The sequence below is a fragment of the Vibrio mediterranei genome (genome assembly GCF_013364395.1).
Classification (GTDB): Bacteria; Pseudomonadota; Gammaproteobacteria; order Enterobacterales; family Vibrionaceae; genus Vibrio; species Vibrio mediterranei.
The window spans coordinates 1,877,663-1,896,146 of record NZ_JABXGK010000001.1 but is presented as its reverse complement, the minus strand read 5'-3'; the positions used below and the strand labels follow the sequence as shown (position 1 = coordinate 1,896,146).

Here is an 18,484-nt window from a genome sequence, read left to right as displayed (position 1 = left end):
AGTGATTAGAAAACCGTTCTATATCGTCTTAGTTTTACTGATTTCGCTAGTCGGATGTCAGTCAGCTCCATCTCCAGAGCGTGAGCAACAGGACGAAATTGCCAGTATGGAAAAGGTAAAAAACTATGATGGTTTGATTAGTTACTACAAGTCTGAGTTAGAAAAAGGATCGAAAGATCCTCAAGTCAAAGAAAAGTTGGCTTGGGCCTACTTTCATAAAGGTGACCTAGAATCTGCCGATTTTTACGTCCAGCACTTACAGAAAGAAGGTGTCAAAAATCCAAGTTTGTACCAGTTAGAGGGGCAGGTTTTTGACGCTAAAGACGACACTGATAATGCGATTAATGCTTATTTAGACTCTATTAAATCGGGTAATCAATCCGGTCAAGTTCATGTCTTGTTGGGCGTATCGTATACCAAGGCTGGGAGCTACAAAGAAGCCTACAAGCAGTTGAATGAAGCAAGATTACGAGGTTATGACGACGTTGTCATTAAGAACAATCTAGCGATGATTCATATGGCAAATGGTGATTACCAAAAGGCGGTAGAAATGCTTACTCCTATCCTCAAAGAAAACCCGAGTAATAAGATCGTAAAAGCAAACTTAGCCATTGCACTTATGAAAGTGCAGCAGGTGGATGCCGCGAGAAAACTGCTAAAAGGTGAGTTTTCTGACCAAGAATTGCGTGATATTAGCGCCGAACTCACTCAGTACCGGAGTTAACAATGAATCGCCTGTACAAGCAAAAAGGAGTTACAACGGTTGAGTTTGCTTTGGGAGCCATCGTACTCATCTTCGCTACATTTGCTATTTTCGAATCGAGTTACCAAATCTACGTCGTCAATATGACCGAGTATTCGCTGAGAGAAACGATTAGGAACACCAAAATCTATGAAGGAAAGGGCATCAATCAGCAATACGAAGCAAAGTTTAAGACGCTTATCGAAGACGATAAAAACTTATGGCACTTCTTAATCGATAGCTCGAGATTTTCTATAGATGGCAAGTACTTCAAAACCTATGACGATTTCATTGCTAACCGAGGGCATTCGAGCCAAGGGTTGAATTTCAACTATGATTTGGCAGAAATCACAGTTACTTATCATTACTCTCCAATGCTCAAGCTTTGGGGAACGTCTGATAGCACCATCTCTCGTACTATGGTGCTCAATTTAGAACATGAGGGGTGGAAAGATGACGCTCCATAACCACGGTGTATGTTCCAAACATCGTCAAAAAGGGTCCTTCGCGATCGAATTAGCGTTCGTCATGATGGCTTTGTGTGCTATCTACCTCTTTTCGACAGATTTGAGTCATCAGCTTCTAGTTCGAGCTAAGTTGGATCGCTCGAGCTTCGCGCTCGCCAACGTGATCAAAGAACGTACTCGCTATTTCGATGCTGATGTTGCTGCCGGAAAGAATCTAGCAGTAACCAGCTCTGATCTAGTCAACCTTACTCAAGTTGCTAGTCGAATGCTAAATACAGCGCCTGGAAACGTAGCACTTAAAATTGAATCGCTGACCAATAAAACGACCGTGGTTGGGTTTACTAGTAACAAATTTAATAGCTTAAATTGTCAGACTGACCCACTCCAAGATCACGCTGATTTAGCTCCGGTGGAAAAAGGGGTTATCTATCCGCTGTATCGAGTGAGCATATGTCAGCAACAACACTCTTGGTTTGAACCCTTTATAAATGGCGGTACCAGTACCACCGTCAAAATTGTTTCATCCTCAATACTGCCCGGGAGATAGTGTAATGAGAATGCAGCGTTATCAGCATCGAAGTCTCCGTCGCCAGAAAGGAGTCGCCGCAATTTGGATGGGATTGATGCTTGTACCCATAATGGGATTTACATTTTGGGCAGTCGAAGGGACGCGTTATGTTCAGGAAACCAGCCGTCTAAGGGACGCTTCTGAAGCTGCTGCTTTAGCGGTAACCATTGAAGATCAACCAACGCTCGCTAACAATCTTGCGACTAAATATATTGAAAACTACGTGCGCGATATCAAGTCAATGGCAATGACCGCGCAGCGATTTCATCAGGCAGAGAACCAAAACGCAGGTGTACTGGAGTATATCCAATATACGGTTAACGCTAAAACGACACATGATTCTTGGTTTGCGAGCAGCTTTATTCCATCATTCGGTGACCAGCAAGATCTAGCAGGACGCTCCTTGGCGAGAAAATACCCAGTCTATTTGGGGGATAATAATATCGATATCGTGTTTGTTTCCGACTTTTCTGGTTCTATGGAATGGACATGGGGGCAAAACAGAAGTCGAAAGATCGATGATCTCAAGCGCGCAATCAATGAAATTGCGGACAAAATTCTTTGCAACCCCAGAGACTCTGATGCCCATAATGGAAATGAAGCGAGTACCTGCGATGAGAATAATGGTGAACTGGCCGATAAGGTTAAAAACAGGATTGGTATTGTACCTTACAACATTCGTACGCGGGAAAAACACGCTAATGGAACCGTGTCCTCTGTTAGCCAGTTAAGATACAAAACGGGTGTTGATGTGTTGTACCCTGAACGAACCTTTGAATCCGTTAATTGGAATAAGTGGCGTAGATACACTGGTAGACAAGTTTACAACTGCTCGGTTGATAGTTATTACTGTCCGAGTCGTACTGATGATGAACGCAATGAAGCTAATCGAGTCGTTCGAGCCCTTAGCATTAAGCCTTATTCTAACCAGCGCTATTACGTTGATTCTTATAAATATGTAGATTTCTCTGCCACAGTGTCACAAATGATGACCAATCATTTTCCTACAGTTTCCACGTATTATCGTGTTGACCGCAACAAGCTGTACTGGGGATTTGGTGATAGCTCATTTAATCAGTTTCACAATATATCCTTGACTAACAATATCGATAATCTTGCGCCACTAAGCTCTATGCGGGCCAGTGGGAGTACCGCGGCGTTTCAAGGAATATTAAGAGGAGCTCAGATACTAGCTGACGGTAACCCGAACAGTACTGATCTGAAAGAACAGCAAGCATACAACCAAAAAATAAAAATGCTGCTCATATTAAGTGATGGTCAAGAGAGCCCTAACAACGGCATTTTGAGGGGACTGGTGAATGCTGGCATGTGTAATAAAGCAAGACAGCAAATACCCGGTTTATACATAGGTGTGATAGGTATTAACTTTCAAGCGTCTCAACAAAGTGGTTTTCAAGACTGTGTAGTTGACCCCAACGAAGACATTATCGACGTATCCAACCTCGATGAATTGATTAAGAAGATAGAAGAACTCATCCGCAAGGGCTCTAAAACAAGCGGAATAACTAAGTTGTACTAGAGGAAAATATGAAGAAGTTAGTGATTGGTGCACTTGTCATGTCGATGTTGCCATACAGTTTGGCCGCGAGTGCAGGAGAGGGGCAAAGCGTTTATTGCGATAACACTTTTAATGAATTTCAGCACAGTGTGACAGTAGGGAATATCACAGGTATTGCGCAGCATCGAAAAGGCTTTTTGCAAATAGAACAAAAGTCAGATGACAGTGACTTAAAAAAGCTGTTGGCCGGGAAATCTAGTCTTGCTTTAAGTCAATCAGGCTGCACCACTTGGATAGGTGATGAGCACGGAAAGGCTAAACAAGGAGGCTTAGTGGCACGTCTTCATTTTGGTTTTGACCAAGCCAATCTCACTCCCATGGGCGATGAAGCATTAAATCGTTTAGCAGATACGCTAGGGAAACAGGCTAGTAATATCACTATAGACGGGCACACCGACAGTACTGGACCCGAAGGGTATAACCAAGCACTTGGGCTGAAAAGAGCGTTAACAACCTCAGATGGCCTAATCTCAAAAGGCGTGGATAAGAATCATATTGTTGTGCGTTCCTTTGGCGAAACCAAGCCGATTGCGAGCAACTCGACGACAGAAGGGCGAGCGCAAAACCGACGTTCGGAGATATGGGTTTCTTCCGATAGCACGGTTAAATCAGTGAACAAGTGATTCAATAACTAAGTGGTCATCTTGCTGTTTAGGGAAGTTGCCACATCAAACTGAATGGAGTCATGGTGGATAGCAATAGAGTGGCAGTGGATAGATACAAAAGAATGATCGCCATTATGGTTGTGATGACTTGGAGTGGTGTCGTTGCAGCGTCGGAGCTTATTGATTTTGAAGAACGAGACAAGTTAAACAACATTAACTCTTCGTATGAGCAGCAATACAGTGAGTTGAGAATCGATGAGAATATAGCACGATTTAATAAGTTGAATGCAGACATTGAATCAACCAAGATCAAGCTCGACAACAATATAGAAATGATAAAATCAGAGACGTCTAGGCTTAAGGATAAACTGGTGGAAGGCGTCTACGACGAATCGTTGATTCTGACTCTTCGTAACTTATCAGCGAAAGTCAACTCAATGAAGCATCAGATAGAGACTGCAGGAAAGCAACTTGCTGAAACTAAAAAAGAACTGTCTCATGGCCAGCAACAAGCCGCTCAGGTTGAAAGGGTTAAGAATGATGCAATTCTCGCTCTATATGAGCAAATAAAAAGCCGTCATATGAATGAAGCTAAGCAAGTAGTTAAAGATACATATGAGGGTAGTTTGCAATGTAATGTGGCGGAGAGCCTATCGACTTGTGTAAACCGAAATCTACCGTCGATAAAAAATGCATTTGTAATTAGCAAAGGTGGTTTATCTCGTATTAAACTCACTGGATTCAGAGTGGTCGATGCAACACAAAGGTTAAATGGTGATTTAAGCTTCATTGCTGATGCGAGTTATAAACACAGTTACAGCACTAACACTGAAGTTGAGCTTAGGAAAGCACTGAACTTGGATAATGTGCGTTTTGTGTTTCGATCTAACTCCTCTAAAACAAGTTTTTATATTAACGACCAGAAGGTCGGTTCTGGTGAACGTGTTGATGTAACTGGTAATTATGTCGGAGTCTACAGCGTGCGTGCTGTAAATAATGGAAAAGCACAGTCGCTAAAACTTAACTTAAAGAATGGTGGAGATTATTTCTTCCCATTTGCTAGCAAAACAAGCTCGGACAAGCTTGTTTTAAAAGAAACGAGCAATGCGATCAGTCGTACCATACCCAGCAGTCATAAAACAAAGTTCACTAAAAGCGTTCTAAATCCAAGCAAGATTAAGGAAGCGACATCAGCTAGTTCAAAAAATGAGACGCATTATACTAATAAGGTAATTTATAAAGATCAGGCATTTACCTATTTATCACCGAGATTTCAGGGGAACAAAAAGTCTCATGATCTATTCCTAAATCGTGAAGACGCTATTCAATATTGTGAGCAACGTTTGTCTTCTAAACTACCAACGCAAGCCGCTTATCAGTATTTAGAGCTATATACGGACCTTGCACCTGGAGATTATTGGACTCAAAAAGGTAAGGTGTATTCTTCGGAAAAACATGAAGAACTAGATAAAGCTTTTGATACTAATAGGTTTATTTGCATGGTAAGTATGAACTAACCTTATCGGTTTAGATATCGACTTTGCATTTCTACGACACGCGCAACATAGTTGCGCGTTTCTTTTATTGGAAACTCTTTAGTCAGCTTAACATAAAGTTGCTCAGTAGTGAGTTGACTGACTCTAAAAGTAAGGTGTGATAAAGATTGGGTATCGAATCCATATTTCATCAGATTGCTAAGGCCGCAGTTGTAAGCTGCTATGACGAGTAGCTTTCTAGAGTTTCGATCTCTTATATTGCGAAGGTACACGGTATCAAGAATACTAAGGTAAGCAGTTCCGATATCGATGTTAGTTATAGGGTCAAAGATTTGTTGAATGGAATAGCTCACACCCCCTCTGTATCTTTTTGCGACTTCTTGCGCCGCTCCATCTTCTGTTATCTGCATTAGTCCGTACGCATAAGCAGGGCTTTGTGCTGTAGGATTAAAATAACTTTCGACATGGATTACAGCATAAATCAAACTGGCATCAACGTTCCATTTTTCTGAAGAAGCGCGGATAATTGGTTGATACAAAGTGCTCTTAACACCACCCGCTGTGATATTGGGCGAGGGGAGAGGTTGATTTTGACTCCTGCCTCCACGAAGTTGGATAATATTATGATTAGACTGAGATGGATTAATTGTAGTCAATCTTGATTTAGCCGAGCTTTGACTCTTGAGTTTCTCTGAAGAAGAACTGTTGTCCGAGACAACCTCTATGTATTGCTTTCCATACACTTTATTTTGATATAGTAGAAAAACTACCGTTAACAATAGGTACAGGATACCACGTGAAATTATTAGCATAAGAGAATAGCAAGCAAGAAACCTAAAATTTAAGCTTAGCGTTCTTTTGAAAAATGGAGTGTATTGGTTTTGATACTACTAAGGAAACATGTTATTTCTTTCTTAATCGATCATGTAGCCATTGATGGTGAATGCTGTAATCACCATGTTGAGACCAAATTAGTGATGCATATATCTGTCGGCCAAATAGTAATGTTTGATCGTTAATCATCATAATTGAATCTCTTTTTATATGATTTTCAACAAGGTGCTGAGGAAGAAACGCTATTCCTTTTTTTGCTAAACATAGCTCTAGAATTGTAGAGGTATCATCCAGAACCCAAATATTGTGCCGAGCAATACTGGAGATATCAATGATGTCTTCGCTACCGTCGATGAGCAAAAGCCTTGCGGATATATAGCTATTGGTTTCAGAGAAATCCTTATGTGCAATCCAATGACAATTAACCAAGAATAACTCATCGACGTTGAAGTCAAACTCTGTCTTATGGTAAGGGTTTCCTATGGCGATATCTATTTGATGGTTGTTAATATATTGCCCAAGGATATAGCTCGGTTTTGTGACAACTGTAAGTTCCGTATCAGGATATATTTCAGAAAATTCCATCAGTGTGTGCTTGACATTATGGTCAAACACGAGTGGGTCGATACCTATCCTTAATTTACTTTCATCTTTAAAGCTCAGTGCTTCTGCAACATTAATAAGCTCCATATATTTTGACACAATCGGTGTTGCTAATTGAAAGATTTTCTTTCCTCGAGAAGTCAATTCAATAGAGTTGTTTTTTCTCTCTAATAAGTCATAACCAAGCTCATTCTCTAGGTTTTTGACGGCGCCACTAATAGTTGACTGAGATTTAGCAAGTTTTCTGGCGGCCTTGCTAAATGAACCCTTAGTAACAACGGAGTGAAACGATAGCAAATTGTCGAAAGGTAGCTTCATACATACGCTCTACGATAAGGTAAAGTAACGATTTAAGCGTAACAGTCTATTTGCAAATAGAATGTCATATTGAGAATAGTGTGACTTGCGTCACACTATAGATGGGCGATTTGAGATTTTAATTTTTAATGAGAATTAAGAAATTGAAAAGTAAGATATTGAAAATTGCGAAGGTTTAGTTATTCCTAATTATAAATTACTAAAAATAGTTTATTTATGTTTCTCAAACGCTATCGGTAATTCCGATAGCGTTCACTTTTGAGACGGTGATCCAATGCCTACCTTTACTAATGCCAAGGGCAAACAGTCATAAAAGGAATAGGATTATGTTGATGACATTATACGTAAAAGCTTTGTCATTTTTGACCACGCTTAAGAATGATGAACGCGGTGTTACCGCAATTGAGTATGGGTTGATAGCGGTGGCTATGGCTGTACTCTTGTCTGCAGTTTTGGTGTTTGGTGAAGGTAATATGCTCGGAGAGCTTCAACAAGCGTTTGATGCAATATCAGGCGACATTAACACCACTACTGGTTTAACCGCCCCTTAGTTGCACAGTGGTGATCTAGTGTTTAATAGCATTCTGCTAGCATCAATCGTTGTTCTATTGGTACTGATTTCAGTTTCTGATATTAGGAAAAGAACAATACCAAACTCTTACATCGCGATGCTAGCAGTATTGTCACTATCACTTGGGTTTCAGTATTATTCACCAGAATATCTTTTCAATTACTTTCTTCTAATTACCATTCTGCTAACGACTTTCTATTTTGGCTGGATGGGTGGTGGTGACGTTAAGTTAATAGCAATATTAGCGTTGGCATTACCTAGTGTTATAACAGTAGTAGCACTTTGGTTAACGATGATATTTGGTGGTGTATTAGCCGTCGTTCGATTATCGCAATACCGCTTTAGCCTAATTTCAGCGAAGAAAGATCAACGCGGATTACCCTATGGAGTTGCAATATCTATGGGTTTCTGCTTACCACTGATATATATTTATATATAGGTAAACATTATGAAGTCGAAGATAATATTTGCTGTCGCATTTCTAGCAATATTAATTGGGGTTCTTGGCGTTTATTCAAGCATGAATAAGCCCCTACAACAGCCAGTGGTAGAAGAAAAACAAGCAGCGACTCCTACCATCGAACCAAAAGCAGAATATGTGACCGTTTGGAGGTCTACCGAATCTATTTCTAGAGGCGAGCCAATTAATTCATCCAAGATCAAGCGAGAGCAATTATTACTCACTTCTGCTCTTGATGAAGGTATTCGATCTGATGTTGAATTGGATTTTGACCCTACAACATTATTCAATACCCCCATTTCGTCGGGTCAGCTTATTCTTCCCGAGATGCTCACTAAAAAAGATGCCCCAGGGTATATTGATCTTCTTGTTACCGAAGGAATGACACTTTACCCACTTGTGGTGAGCAGTAAAAACCTTATCAGCGACTTTATTCGCCCTGGAGAACATATTGATATTCTTACAGTAAGCTCTCCTAAAGATAACTTATCAGGAAAGCGTGAGAAACCAATTAAATTTAGAGGCGTCACAGCAACCCTATTTTTGCAAAATATAAAAGTGTTAAACATGGGCGGTTCGGAAGAAGAGCAAAGTGTTAAACCAGTATCAGAAAACAAAGAGGATGGTTTCACCACCATTATTATTGAAATCCCACCAGAGGAAGTGGCTCGGTTAGCTCTTGCGCAACGAACGATGCATCTCGAAGTTTATCGAAGCCGTGAATATCAAGAGCCTGTATATGCGGATGTCAGAAATGTTATGGACAACTATATTGGCGTAGAGGAGCTAAGGGGCTCGCCCTCAGGAAACGACCGTTTTGGAGGGGATTTGTAATGGACTACAAAATAATGAGGTATGGATATCGTCTTACCGTAATTTTACTGAGTTTCTTCTTATCATCAATGGCTTATTCGGGTGAAACTTACATAACTGTAAATGATGCTAAAAATATAGAGCTTAGTGAGAGAATCACTAAAGTTTTTGTAAGTGATCCCGATATTGTGGACTACAACGTTATTAATGAAAACTCCATCGTAATATTCTCAAAAGCTGTCGGTCAGGCAAGGTTGATGATTTATGGCGAATCAGAAAAATTGCTCTATTCCGAACGCATCATAGCTGACATAGACCTGAGTCAAGTGCGTCGCCAAGTCGCGCTATTGTTCCCTGATACTAGTGTGAAAATTGAGTCCGTAGGTAACCAAGTTGCAGTGAGTGGTATCGTAAACTCTGAAAGAGAAAGAGACGATATTTATCGACTTGTTGCAACTTTACTCGGTCGAGAAAAACTAGAGAAATGGGATAAAGTCCAGAAGCTAAAGTTCCAGAACGACAATATTTCGATCGAAGAACCAGAGAGTATGATCTTTGAGAGGAACATGACGTGGGATGGGATAATAGAACGACTTGAAGTGGCGACCGTGCAACAAGTCAACGTAAAAATATCCGTAGCCCAAGTGACTGAGCGTTTCGCTGAGACGGTAGGTGTCGATTGGTCTTCGTTTGGTGCCAACGTTGGCCAGTTCTTGTTCCAGCAATTTGAAGCTGCAGACTTAACAACTCTCATTACTGCGCTTGGCAATGAAAACGTCGCACAAGTGCTTGCTGAGCCCAATCTAACGGTTATCTCAGGCGAATCAGCAAGTTTCCTCGTAGGTGGGGAAGTCCCGGTGATTGTCTCTACCAATAACAACGTAAATATCACCTTTAAAGAGTTTGGTATCAAACTCGACCTTACTGCAAAAGTGCTAACTGAAGAAAAGATACGAATGCAGCTTTTCCCAGAAGTAAGTGAAATTGAGCGTTATATCAGAGCTGCGGGTATTGAGGTGCCTCAATTAGCGACACGCAGAGCTATGACCACCATAGAGCTAGGTGATGGTGATAGCTTTGTGCTCGGTGGTCTTATGAGTAGTGCAGACTTTGAAGAGATTCAAAAAACTCCCCTCATTGGCGATATACCAGTACTTGGTGCGGCGTTTAGAAAGTCTTCCACAGACAGACGTCGAACAGAACTGATCATTGTCGCAACGGTGAACTTAGTTAAGCCAATGAAAAGAAAAGACATCCAACTTCCGTACATCACCAAAACCAATACTTTACGCCGTTGGTTGAATATCTCTGAGCCTGAAGAAACGAATGAAGGGTCAAGCCCTACGATTGAGCTCTTATCCAAAGGAGGGTTTATCCAATGAATATTTCAATAAATACCTCAATTTGGTTACTGCCTTTGTTGCTACTTCTGGGATGCAGTGAACGTTACTACAACGGAAAAGGGGCGGAGTATCTTGTTTATCCAGAGACCCATGTGTACGAGTTTACGGCTAGAGACAAGGTTGAAGCAACGAAAAAACTGGCTCAAATCTTTGACACGATCGACGACATTGATACTGGTCCAACTTATGTCATTGAATACAAAAATAATACTGCAAAGTCGATCTTGAAGGATTCGATGAAAGACCTCAAATATCTACCTTATCGAGCGGACGCGTTTTCAATGACCAAGAACGGTGCTCTCAGCTCAGATATCAAGGTGATAGTGACATTTCATAATTTAGCTAAAGCCAAATGCAAACCGATTGAAATCGAAACTCAGAATAGCAGCAGGAATTGTTTTTCAGAAGCGGCAAGAGTTCAGCAGGTGGCTCATAAAGAACGTCTGGTGGAGGGAATCTAATGTTCGATATCACTAAAAAACTTCCGGAGTCAAACAAACCGCAAGTTGGAACGTCGAGTTCCAATATTACTTGCTCGTTGGTTTATCAAACGGATGAATGTCGAAATTTGGTGGAAGAGCTGTTTGAGTTTGAAGGGTGGGATTGCCCCACTGGTATACAACAACATAAAGCAGACAGTGAGTTCTATTCGAAACAAGAGAGTAACTTAATTCTCTTGGAGCTAAATGAATCATCGAATGTTGTCTCGGATGCGCAAGCGGTAGCGGCCAAACTTCCAACCCATAAAGGCGTGATCGTTATAGGTAAAGAAGATGCCATCTCGACGCTGAGAAGCTTGAAAGAGATGGGCTTCTACTATCTTTTTTGGCCTATTAACAAGTATGAGTTCGCTGAGTTTGTAATGCATGTTAACAATGACTTGAAAGCTCAAAAAGGGGTGAGTAAAGAAAGGAGAGCGAAGCGAGTAGCGGTTGTAGGTAGCAAGGGTGGAGTAGGTACGTCGTTTATTGCTACGGAGCTTGGGAACAAACTGGCTGGCGAAGGCGTAGACACTATATTAGTTGACCATCAGTACAATGGAAGTGGAACCGATGTCTTATTAGGTCTTACAGAGTTTTCCGCGAGACAGGTCGATGAGCTATCTGTCCCTCTTCACGAGCTTGATTTGGAAGGAGCGTTAAGCTACCTAACTTCGGTATCTCCTGAGCTTCGGTTGTTGTCGCTTCAAGGAAGTGCAGACCAAAAGGACTTGTTGAATTACAACCAAACACTTTGTGAACTTTTAGTTCATAACACTAACTTCATTGTAGAGGATTATTCGGGCAGCGTTGATTTCCCACTCGATTGCGACATGTTAGTAAGAAATTACGATGTTATCGCCATTGTCATCGAGCCAACAGTTACCGCAGTTAGAAAAGCTAAAGCACTTATTTCAGATATTGATACCTCGCGAGACCTAACCAAGAAACGGACTCGAATCGTTACTGTGGTAAATCATCACAGACCTAATAATAACTTCCCAATCGCACATGATGATGTCACAAAATTTCTGGGCGCAAGCGTCGATTTGGACGTCGAATACTGTAAACAACTTGCTCATCTTCAAATCGATGGCAAGCGTGTGTACAAGCATGATCGTTCTGTGAATCGATCCATTGACCAGCTGGCGCGTTTAGTTAACGGCCAACCAATTAACACTAATAGGGGCATTTTACAAAGGTTGGGATGGAGATGAGTTCAAACAAGGAAGTCTACGTAGCGTTTCGGTCGCAAATCTTTGAAGCATTGGACCCTGAAGCAATACAAACGCTAAGTCAAAAAGAGGTTGAGAATCAAATTCGCAATGCTGTGGATGTGCTTGCGAACAACTTCGAACGTCCGATTACAGCGATGATGAAAAGTGGCCTCGTTAAAAGCATGATGGACGAGTTGTTTGGACTTGGGCCCATTCAATCGTTAGTTGATGACCCAACCGTAACCGATATATTGGTCAACAGTGCAACGGATGTGTTTTTCGAGAAAAACGGCAAACTACACCGCTCTGATATTTCATTTGTGAGTGAAGAACAGGTTTTAGCCATTGCGAAACTTATTGCTGCTAGGGTTGGTCGACGCGTTGATGAGCTCTCTCCAACCGTCGATGCTCGACTGGAAGATGGGAGCCGTGTAAACATTGTTATTCCTCCTATTGCCCTTGATGGCACTTCTATCTCCATCCGAAAATTCAGAGAACAGAACTTTGGCGTCGAAGAGCTTGTCGAGATAGGTTCGATGTCATTAGACATGGCGAGAGTACTATCTATAGCCTCACGTTGCCGGATGAATATTCTCATTTCAGGTGGTACGGGTTCTGGGAAAACGACGTTACTTAACGCCTTATCGCATTATGTCGAAGACGATGAACGCATCGTAACGATAGAAGATGCAGCGGAGCTACGATTACAACAGCCTAATTTGGTAAGACTAGAAACTCGCTCAGCAAGTATTGAGGAAACGGGCGTAGTGACGCAACGGGATTTGGTGATAAATGCGCTGCGGATGAGGCCGGATCGGATCATACTTGGGGAGTGTCGTGGCCCTGAAGCGTTTGAGATGTTGCAGGCCATGAATACAGGCCATGATGGCTCAATGTCGACGCTTCATGCTAACTCTCCTCGAGATGCCATTAGCCGTGTTGAATCTATGATAATGATGGCTAACCTCAACCAACCTTTAGATGCCATAAGGCGTTCTATTGTCAGCGCAGTCCAACTTATTGTGCAAGTAAATCGATTGAGAGACGGTTCTCGAAAAGTCACTAGCATTTCAGAAGTGGTTGGCCTAGAGGGCGAGAATGTGGTGATGGAAGAAATCTATCGCTTTAAGTATGAAGAGTCAGGCTATGGTGAAAATGTCAAAGGATCGTTTCTTACTCAAGGGATTATGCAGCGTTCTGAGTTGGTGAAAAAGTCACAGTTCTACGGTTTATACGAAGAGCTGATGATGTCTTTTAATGGAGTAAGATAATGCTTATTTGGATCTCGTTCATATTACTCGGTGTCGTAGCAATGCTTTTGGCCATGGGCAAGAAGGACAAGGTCGCGCAGTATTTCCCTGACACAGGCACGCAAGAAGAACTAACCTCTGCGATTAACTTAGGTACATTAGTGCCTAAAAAAGGGATCAAGCAAGCTCAAGAGTCATTTAAATTCTCAGTTCAAACATTGGGACCACGTGCCAACATCATGGTCGGGCTGTTCGTTGTGGCTAGTGTGGTTGCTGCTTGGTACATTGCGTTTGAAGTACTGAGTGCTAATCAGATTGTTGTCTTTGTCGTCGCACTGTTAGTGTTTTGGTTTCTAGGATACCAATGGCTATCAAATCGTCGTCGAGTTCAGTTTCAACAAACGTTTCCGGATGCACTTAATGTTTTAATGAGTGCGGTGACCGCGGGTGAAAGCCTAATGCAAGCCGTCAGTTTTGTCGGTCAGAATCTTGATAATGAGGTAGGTAGGGAATTCAAAAATATGGGGGATCGGCTCAAGCTCGGTGAGTCGCCAGACCAAGTGTTGCAGCGTGCCGCTAAGCGTTTTCCTTATCCTGAGTTTATCTTCTTTACTATTGCTATCAGAGCGAATATGAGCCGAGGAGGTCAGTTAAGGGGGGTCTTAGCGCGCCTGATTCGAGTCTTAGTCGACGCGAGAACGATGGAGACTAAGAAAATGGCGATGACCTCTGAGGCAAGGATCTCTGCCAAAGTCGTCGCAGCGATTCCTGTTATTTTTGCAGTCATACTCTATAACGTGAATCCCGATAACATTAACTACATCCTCCATGATCCCAAAGGTGTTTGGGTATTGTATTACGTTGTAGGTAGTGAGCTTGTCGGCCTGTTTATCGTTTGGTTATTGGTTAAGGCGGTAAGATTATGATCATTTTGATGAGCTTATTAGTGATTACTTTAACCATTACCTTTTTAGTTTTTGAAATGGTAAAGGTCAATGGCAGACAGAAAAAAATCAAGTCATTTATTTCTAAGTCGCAAACACTAAGCCCAGTAAAGAGTAATCGTATAATTATTGGCTTTGCGAAAGAACAGCGAAAGGAACTAGAGCAGAAGTTACTTGATGCAGGTTATTACAACAAAAATCTGGCAAAGTACTATCTACCCACTAAATTTGCTGTCGCAGTATGTATATCGTTAGCAATATTATTCTTAAATATAGCAGTGCTTTATAAAGTAGTTACAGTTGTCGTTGTTATGATAACGGTAATAATTCTTCCAGATATAATTCTCGATATCAAAAAGAAGTTAATGGTCAGAAAGATTTCACGAAACTTACCGTACGTATTAGATATCATGTCTGTATGCGTTCAAACGGGTATGACAATCGAAGCTTCTTTTGATTACTTGCATAAAGAATTGGCGGCATTTGATAGTGATCTTAGCTATCAAATCAAGAAAACATCAGATGCAGGAAAAATCCATGGCATTGAAAAAGCACTTAATGACTTAAACAATCGCTTGCCGGCACCAGAGGTCCAGAGCTTTGTTTTAACCATAATTCAAAACCTTCAATACGGTACATCGGTTGCCAATATTTTGAGTGATTTAGCTGAAGATATGCGTCGGATTCAATTGTTAAAAGTTGAAGAGAAGGTTGGGAAACTCTCTGCCAAAATGAGCGTTCCTTTAATACTTCTCATTATGTTTCCAATCGTAATTTTAATTCTTGCACCTGGAGTGATGCAACTAGACTTCACGGACCTAAGGAAATGATATGGATATTCGAGGTATCTTGGTTTGTATAGTAACCATTTTTCTATTCGGTTGTGTATCAAGCTCAACGCCTAGTAATCAAGACATTGTTAACAGCATGGAGCGTGTTGACAATCATGACGGACTTATTCAGCACTATAAGGGGCATTTGCAAAATAAACCTGAAGATAATCAAATTACCCAAGAACTTGCGAAAGTGTATTTTGATAAAGGTGATATTGAGTCGGCACAATTCTATACAGATCATTTATTAAATGACGGAGTGCAGAATTGGCAGCTTGCCCAACTGCGTGGCCAGATCCACGATAAGATGGGTGAGAACAGCTATGCTGAAACTCGTTACAAGCAATCTTTGAACTTGGGTAATACATCGAGCGATATTCACGTACTTTTAGGTATTACTTATAGTAAGCAGGACAAGTTTAATCAAGCCGAGCAGGAATTTAATACAGCAAGACTGAAAGGTCATAATGATCTAATAATAAAAAACAATTTAGCAGTAGTGTATTTAGCGAAAGGTGATTACTTCAGAGTAACTCAGTTACTCACACCGGTATTTAAAGAAAATCCAAGCAATCAAGTGGTGAAAGCAAACTTGGCTATAGCGTTCTTTAAACTGGGAAGAATTGATCAAGCCAGAGAGCTGTTAAATGATGAGTATAGCGACAGCCAAGTGTCGAAGATATCACGACAGCTCTACAAATCTGATGGGTAGTAGTTATGTTTATTCGGATTTCTCGTCAAAAAGGAACTTCAACTGTTGAGTTTGCTGTAGGAGCGGTTGCGCTGATATTAACGACGTTGTTGATTATTGAAGCAAGCTATCAAATATACGTAACCAATTTGGTGGAGTATTCGCTTCGAGAAACAGTAAGAAATGCTAAGGTCTATGAAGGTTCTAGTGTCCATGACAATTATAAAAATAGGCTTGATGAACTGATTACATCTGATGGCAAGCTATGGAGTTATCTAGCGCCACAGGAGAATTTTCAAATTACAGGGAAATATTTCAATTCATATAGGGACTTTGTCGATGATGTAGGCTTTTCGGAAGACGATGATGGTTTTCAAGAGGGCTACGCTTTGGCGGAGATAACCTTGGATTATCAATACACCCCAATACTCAATGTCCTCGGTGCATCTGAAAAAACTATTTCCAGAACAACTGTGTTGACACTAGAGCACGAGGGGTGGGAGGGAGAATAATGAAGTACTCTCATAAAAACCAACGAGGCACGTTCATTATTGAGCTTACTTTAGTTGTTATTGTTTTAATTGGAATTTTCCTTTTTACGACGGATATCAGTCATAAACTTTTGGTAAGAGCTCAGTTAGATAGGGCGAGTTTTGCTCTTGCTAACATCCTTAAAGAGCGCGCTCGTTTCTATAATGATCGTCTGGTTCTTAGTGACGGTGATAGAGATGACATGCATGCCTTAGCATCTAGGATGCTTGATACGGCAGAAGCAGACATAGCGATAAAGATAGAAGCGTTGCATAACACCGCGACGGTGGATAGTTACACCAGTGTCCAATATGGAGCGATGGGCTGTGAAACGACATCGATTGACCAAAAGTCGGACCTTGTTCCCACCGAGGATGAAACGGTTTATTCCTTATATCAAGTATCACTGTGTGAGCAAAGAGACTCTTGGTTCGCGCGGTTTTGGGGAAACACTGGATCGCCTACTTTAACCATCACATCTAGCTCAGTCGTGGCGGGGAGGTAGCATGAGTAGTATATGTAGACAGTGTGCACGGCGACAACGAGGCATTGCAGCCGTTTGGATGGCATTTACACTTATTCCAGTACTTGGAATGACGTTTTTTGCTGTCGAAGGTACGCGATACATCCAAGAAACGAATCGCTTACGAGATGCAGCACAAGCCGCTGCTTCAGCAGTAACAATAGAGGACCAATCTGCTAACGCGAATGAAATGGCAAAAGACTATATCCGAGATTACGTCAGAGACATTAACAGTGAAACAGTAGTAGCTACGCGTTTTTATCAAGCCCCTGACCCAGAAAATGATGTGGATGAGTTTATCCAATATACGGTTGAAGCAACGACTAATCATAATTCTTGGTTTGCTAGCAACCTGATACCAGTGTTTGGAGAAACCCAAGATCTAAAAGGGGTCGCTGTTGCCAAAAAATACCCGTTCAACCTAGGCGATAAGAATATAGATATCGTTTTTGTTTCAGACTTTTCAGGCTCTATGAGTTGGCAATGGGGCGGGAATTCAAGTGACCCGTGTACCGCGACGAACTGCAAGATCGCTGACTTAAAAGTCGCGGTTAAAGAGATTGCTGATAAGTTGCTCTGTAGTGACATACAAACTGATCCAGCAACTAACGAAGACTATTGCGCTGACGATGACCAGCCTGAACTCACAAGTAAGTTGGATAATCGTGTAGCGGTTGTGCCGTTTAATATTAGAACTAGAGAGTCTAATGGCAGCAATGTGTTTACTGTGACTCAATTGCGCTACCGAGACGATGTCGATGAAGACGATTCTCCTCGGACGTATGAAGACGTTAACTGGAACAAATGGCGAGAGTATACATCTGGCGAAGTATACGATTGCTCTCAGGATCGAGATGATTGTCCCAATGGCCGGAATGGTGAAAGGCGACAAGCACAAAGGCTAGTTAGTGTTTTTGATATTGATGAAGATGATAATGACCGGTCGTATCATGTTGAAGTTTATGACTATGTTGACTTTGATTTGAGTGTGGCTGAAATGTTTATCAACAAATTTCCAGATGCGCGTACCGAGTATCGTCTAGACAGTTTAGAGCTTTATAGAGGTTATGGAAGTTCTAACGAGAATCAGTTTTATTCTATTGACCTTACCAGCGATCGAACAGAAATTGATGTCATAGATGATATGTGGGCTGATGGGAGTACTGCCTCATTTCAAGGTATGCTACGCGGTTTTCAACATATGCTTGCCGGTAAACCTGATACTTCGGATGAAGACGAGTTGGCTGAGTACAATGACAAAATCAAAATGGTTTTGGTGCTTAGCGATGGGGTAGAAAGTCCAAACAACGGTATTCTAAAAGGGCTTGTTGATGCAGGTATGTGTGACAAAGCTCGAGAAGAAATACCAGGGTTGTATATTGCGGTGATCGGCATCGACTTTGCGGCGTCGGAGCAAAGTGGGTTCCAAGATTGTGTGTTAAATCCGGATGAAGACATCACAGATGTAACGGATACCGAAGAGTTTATAGAAAAAATCGAAGAGCTAATTCAAAAAGGCTCACAAGGAACAGGCGAGACACGTTTATATGGGTGATT

Annotated in this window: 21 protein-coding genes; 19 read left to right on the top strand and 2 right to left on the bottom strand. The window is 41.5% G+C overall.

All coding sequences use genetic code 11. The annotated features are described in order from the left end of the window. Window position 1 precedes the first annotated feature (1 nt). The 6 genes from HOP38_RS08935 to HOP38_RS08910 all read left to right on the top strand — a co-directional run bounded on the left by HOP38_RS08935 (window position 2) and on the right by HOP38_RS08910 (window position 5,478). Window positions 2-724: a tetratricopeptide repeat protein gene (locus HOP38_RS08935; RefSeq protein ID WP_006070727.1), complete on the top strand. Its 723-nt coding sequence runs from the start codon at window positions 2-4 to the stop codon at window positions 722-724. Between the two features lie 2 nt (window positions 725-726). Further along, entirely contained in the window at window positions 727-1,209 is a 483-nt protein-coding gene (locus tag HOP38_RS08930; RefSeq protein WP_006070726.1) for a TadE/TadG family type IV pilus assembly protein, read from the top strand. Further along, a complete protein-coding gene (tadF, locus tag HOP38_RS08925; RefSeq protein ID WP_006070725.1) occupies window positions 1,196-1,756 on the top strand; it encodes a tight adherence pilus pseudopilin TadF in 561 nt (186 codons plus the stop codon). The genes HOP38_RS08930 and tadF (HOP38_RS08925) overlap by 14 nt, the downstream gene beginning before the upstream one ends. A gap of 4 nt (window positions 1,757-1,760) precedes the next feature. Further along, window positions 1,761-3,317, top strand: a complete 1,557-nt coding sequence (locus HOP38_RS08920; protein WP_198557890.1) for a TadE/TadG family type IV pilus assembly protein — start codon at window positions 1,761-1,763, stop codon at window positions 3,315-3,317. A gap of 8 nt (window positions 3,318-3,325) precedes the next feature. Then, window positions 3,326-3,979: an OmpA family protein gene (locus HOP38_RS08915; RefSeq protein ID WP_198557889.1), complete on the top strand. Its 654-nt coding sequence runs from the start codon at window positions 3,326-3,328 to the stop codon at window positions 3,977-3,979. Between the two features lie 104 nt (window positions 3,980-4,083). Further along, window positions 4,084-5,478 carry a hypothetical protein gene (locus tag HOP38_RS08910; RefSeq protein ID WP_124939780.1) on the top strand — a complete coding sequence of 465 codons (1,395 nt, stop codon included), beginning with the start codon at window positions 4,084-4,086 and terminating at the stop codon, window positions 5,476-5,478. 2 nt (window positions 5,479-5,480) lie between these two features. Here HOP38_RS08910 and HOP38_RS08905 read toward each other — a convergent pair whose 3' ends face one another. Beyond that, window positions 5,481-5,996 carry a transglycosylase SLT domain-containing protein gene (locus HOP38_RS08905; RefSeq protein ID WP_164491409.1) on the bottom strand — a complete coding sequence of 172 codons (516 nt, stop codon included), beginning with the start codon at window positions 5,994-5,996 and terminating at the stop codon, window positions 5,481-5,483. Between the two features lie 364 nt (window positions 5,997-6,360). After that, window positions 6,361-7,212, bottom strand: coding sequence for a LysR family transcriptional regulator (locus tag HOP38_RS08900; protein WP_198557888.1), 852 nt, complete (start codon window positions 7,210-7,212; stop codon window positions 6,361-6,363). 326 nt (window positions 7,213-7,538) lie between these two features. Here HOP38_RS08900 and HOP38_RS08895 point away from each other — a divergent pair, with 326 nt between their 5' ends. The 13 genes from HOP38_RS08895 to HOP38_RS08835 all read left to right on the top strand — a co-directional run bounded on the left by HOP38_RS08895 (window position 7,539) and on the right by HOP38_RS08835 (window position 18,482). Further along, window positions 7,539-7,763: a Flp family type IVb pilin gene (locus HOP38_RS08895; protein WP_124939778.1), complete on the top strand. Its 225-nt coding sequence runs from the start codon at window positions 7,539-7,541 to the stop codon at window positions 7,761-7,763. An 18-nt stretch (window positions 7,764-7,781) separates the two neighbouring features. Further along, window positions 7,782-8,222, top strand: coding sequence for an A24 family peptidase (locus HOP38_RS08890; protein WP_164491408.1), 441 nt, complete (start codon window positions 7,782-7,784; stop codon window positions 8,220-8,222). Window positions 8,223-8,231: 9 nt separating this feature from the next. Next, window positions 8,232-9,077, top strand: a complete 846-nt coding sequence (gene cpaB, locus HOP38_RS08885; protein ID WP_198557887.1) for a Flp pilus assembly protein CpaB — start codon at window positions 8,232-8,234, stop codon at window positions 9,075-9,077. Between the two features lie 68 nt (window positions 9,078-9,145). Further along, a complete protein-coding gene (locus HOP38_RS08880; RefSeq protein WP_420883076.1) occupies window positions 9,146-10,438 on the top strand; it encodes a type II and III secretion system protein family protein in 1,293 nt (430 codons plus the stop codon). Further along, window positions 10,435-10,920, top strand: a complete 486-nt coding sequence (locus HOP38_RS08875; RefSeq protein ID WP_096443253.1) for a hypothetical protein — start codon at window positions 10,435-10,437, stop codon at window positions 10,918-10,920. Before HOP38_RS08880 ends, HOP38_RS08875 begins: the two co-directional genes overlap by 4 nt. After that, window positions 10,920-12,155 carry a CpaE/TadZ family protein gene (locus HOP38_RS08870; protein WP_006070714.1) on the top strand — a complete coding sequence of 412 codons (1,236 nt, stop codon included), beginning with the start codon at window positions 10,920-10,922 and terminating at the stop codon, window positions 12,153-12,155. The genes HOP38_RS08875 and HOP38_RS08870 overlap by 1 nt, the downstream gene beginning before the upstream one ends. Beyond that, the gene (locus tag HOP38_RS08865; protein ID WP_006070713.1) at window positions 12,152-13,426 is read left to right on the top strand and encodes a TadA family conjugal transfer-associated ATPase; all 1,275 of its coding nucleotides are present in this window, start codon (window positions 12,152-12,154) and stop codon (window positions 13,424-13,426) included. The genes HOP38_RS08870 and HOP38_RS08865 overlap by 4 nt, the downstream gene beginning before the upstream one ends. Continuing rightward, a complete protein-coding gene (locus HOP38_RS08860; RefSeq protein WP_006070712.1) occupies window positions 13,426-14,331 on the top strand; it encodes a type II secretion system F family protein in 906 nt (301 codons plus the stop codon). Before HOP38_RS08865 ends, HOP38_RS08860 begins: the two co-directional genes overlap by 1 nt. Further along, window positions 14,328-15,179 (top strand): type II secretion system F family protein, encoded by an 852-nt coding sequence (locus HOP38_RS08855; RefSeq protein ID WP_198557886.1) that lies wholly within the window; start codon window positions 14,328-14,330, stop codon window positions 15,177-15,179. Before HOP38_RS08860 ends, HOP38_RS08855 begins: the two co-directional genes overlap by 4 nt. A gap of 1 nt (window position 15,180) precedes the next feature. Further along, window positions 15,181-15,894 carry a tetratricopeptide repeat protein gene (locus tag HOP38_RS08850; RefSeq protein ID WP_006070710.1) on the top strand — a complete coding sequence of 238 codons (714 nt, stop codon included), beginning with the start codon at window positions 15,181-15,183 and terminating at the stop codon, window positions 15,892-15,894. 5 nt (window positions 15,895-15,899) lie between these two features. Further along, window positions 15,900-16,385 carry a TadE family protein gene (locus HOP38_RS08845; RefSeq protein WP_006070709.1) on the top strand — a complete coding sequence of 162 codons (486 nt, stop codon included), beginning with the start codon at window positions 15,900-15,902 and terminating at the stop codon, window positions 16,383-16,385. Then, window positions 16,385-16,909, top strand: coding sequence for a tight adherence pilus pseudopilin TadF (gene tadF, locus HOP38_RS08840; RefSeq protein WP_006070708.1), 525 nt, complete (start codon window positions 16,385-16,387; stop codon window positions 16,907-16,909). Before HOP38_RS08845 ends, tadF (HOP38_RS08840) begins: the two co-directional genes overlap by 1 nt. Window position 16,910: 1 nt before the next feature. Beyond that, window positions 16,911-18,482, top strand: a complete 1,572-nt coding sequence (locus HOP38_RS08835) for a TadE/TadG family type IV pilus assembly protein (RefSeq protein ID WP_124939775.1) — start codon at window positions 16,911-16,913, stop codon at window positions 18,480-18,482. Window positions 18,483-18,484 lie beyond the last annotated feature (2 nt).

Coding starts and splice junctions, on each gene's coding strand:
- tadF (WP_006070708.1), top strand. CDS start 16,385: ATGAAGTACTCTCATAAAAACCAACGAGGCACGTTCATTATTGAGCTT.
- tadF (WP_006070725.1), top strand. CDS start 1,196: ATGACGCTCCATAACCACGGTGTATGTTCCAAACATCGTCAAAAAGGG.
- HOP38_RS08920 (WP_198557890.1), top strand. CDS start 1,761: ATGAGAATGCAGCGTTATCAGCATCGAAGTCTCCGTCGCCAGAAAGGA.
- HOP38_RS08915 (WP_198557889.1), top strand. CDS start 3,326: ATGAAGAAGTTAGTGATTGGTGCACTTGTCATGTCGATGTTGCCATAC.
- HOP38_RS08850 (WP_006070710.1), top strand. CDS start 15,181: ATGGATATTCGAGGTATCTTGGTTTGTATAGTAACCATTTTTCTATTC.
- HOP38_RS08835 (WP_124939775.1), top strand. CDS start 16,911: ATGAGTAGTATATGTAGACAGTGTGCACGGCGACAACGAGGCATTGCA.
- HOP38_RS08900 (WP_198557888.1), bottom strand. CDS start 7,212: ATGAAGCTACCTTTCGACAATTTGCTATCGTTTCACTCCGTTGTTACT.
- HOP38_RS08865 (WP_006070713.1), top strand. CDS start 12,152: ATGAGTTCAAACAAGGAAGTCTACGTAGCGTTTCGGTCGCAAATCTTT.
- cpaB (WP_198557887.1), top strand. CDS start 8,232: ATGAAGTCGAAGATAATATTTGCTGTCGCATTTCTAGCAATATTAATT.
- HOP38_RS08855 (WP_198557886.1), top strand. CDS start 14,328: ATGATCATTTTGATGAGCTTATTAGTGATTACTTTAACCATTACCTTT.
- HOP38_RS08880 (WP_420883076.1), top strand. CDS start 9,146: ATGGCTTATTCGGGTGAAACTTACATAACTGTAAATGATGCTAAAAAT.
- HOP38_RS08860 (WP_006070712.1), top strand. CDS start 13,426: ATGCTTATTTGGATCTCGTTCATATTACTCGGTGTCGTAGCAATGCTT.
- HOP38_RS08845 (WP_006070709.1), top strand. CDS start 15,900: ATGTTTATTCGGATTTCTCGTCAAAAAGGAACTTCAACTGTTGAGTTT.
- HOP38_RS08930 (WP_006070726.1), top strand. CDS start 727: ATGAATCGCCTGTACAAGCAAAAAGGAGTTACAACGGTTGAGTTTGCT.
- HOP38_RS08875 (WP_096443253.1), top strand. CDS start 10,435: ATGAATATTTCAATAAATACCTCAATTTGGTTACTGCCTTTGTTGCTA.
- HOP38_RS08895 (WP_124939778.1), top strand. CDS start 7,539: ATGTTGATGACATTATACGTAAAAGCTTTGTCATTTTTGACCACGCTT.
- HOP38_RS08870 (WP_006070714.1), top strand. CDS start 10,920: ATGTTCGATATCACTAAAAAACTTCCGGAGTCAAACAAACCGCAAGTT.
- HOP38_RS08910 (WP_124939780.1), top strand. CDS start 4,084: ATGATCGCCATTATGGTTGTGATGACTTGGAGTGGTGTCGTTGCAGCG.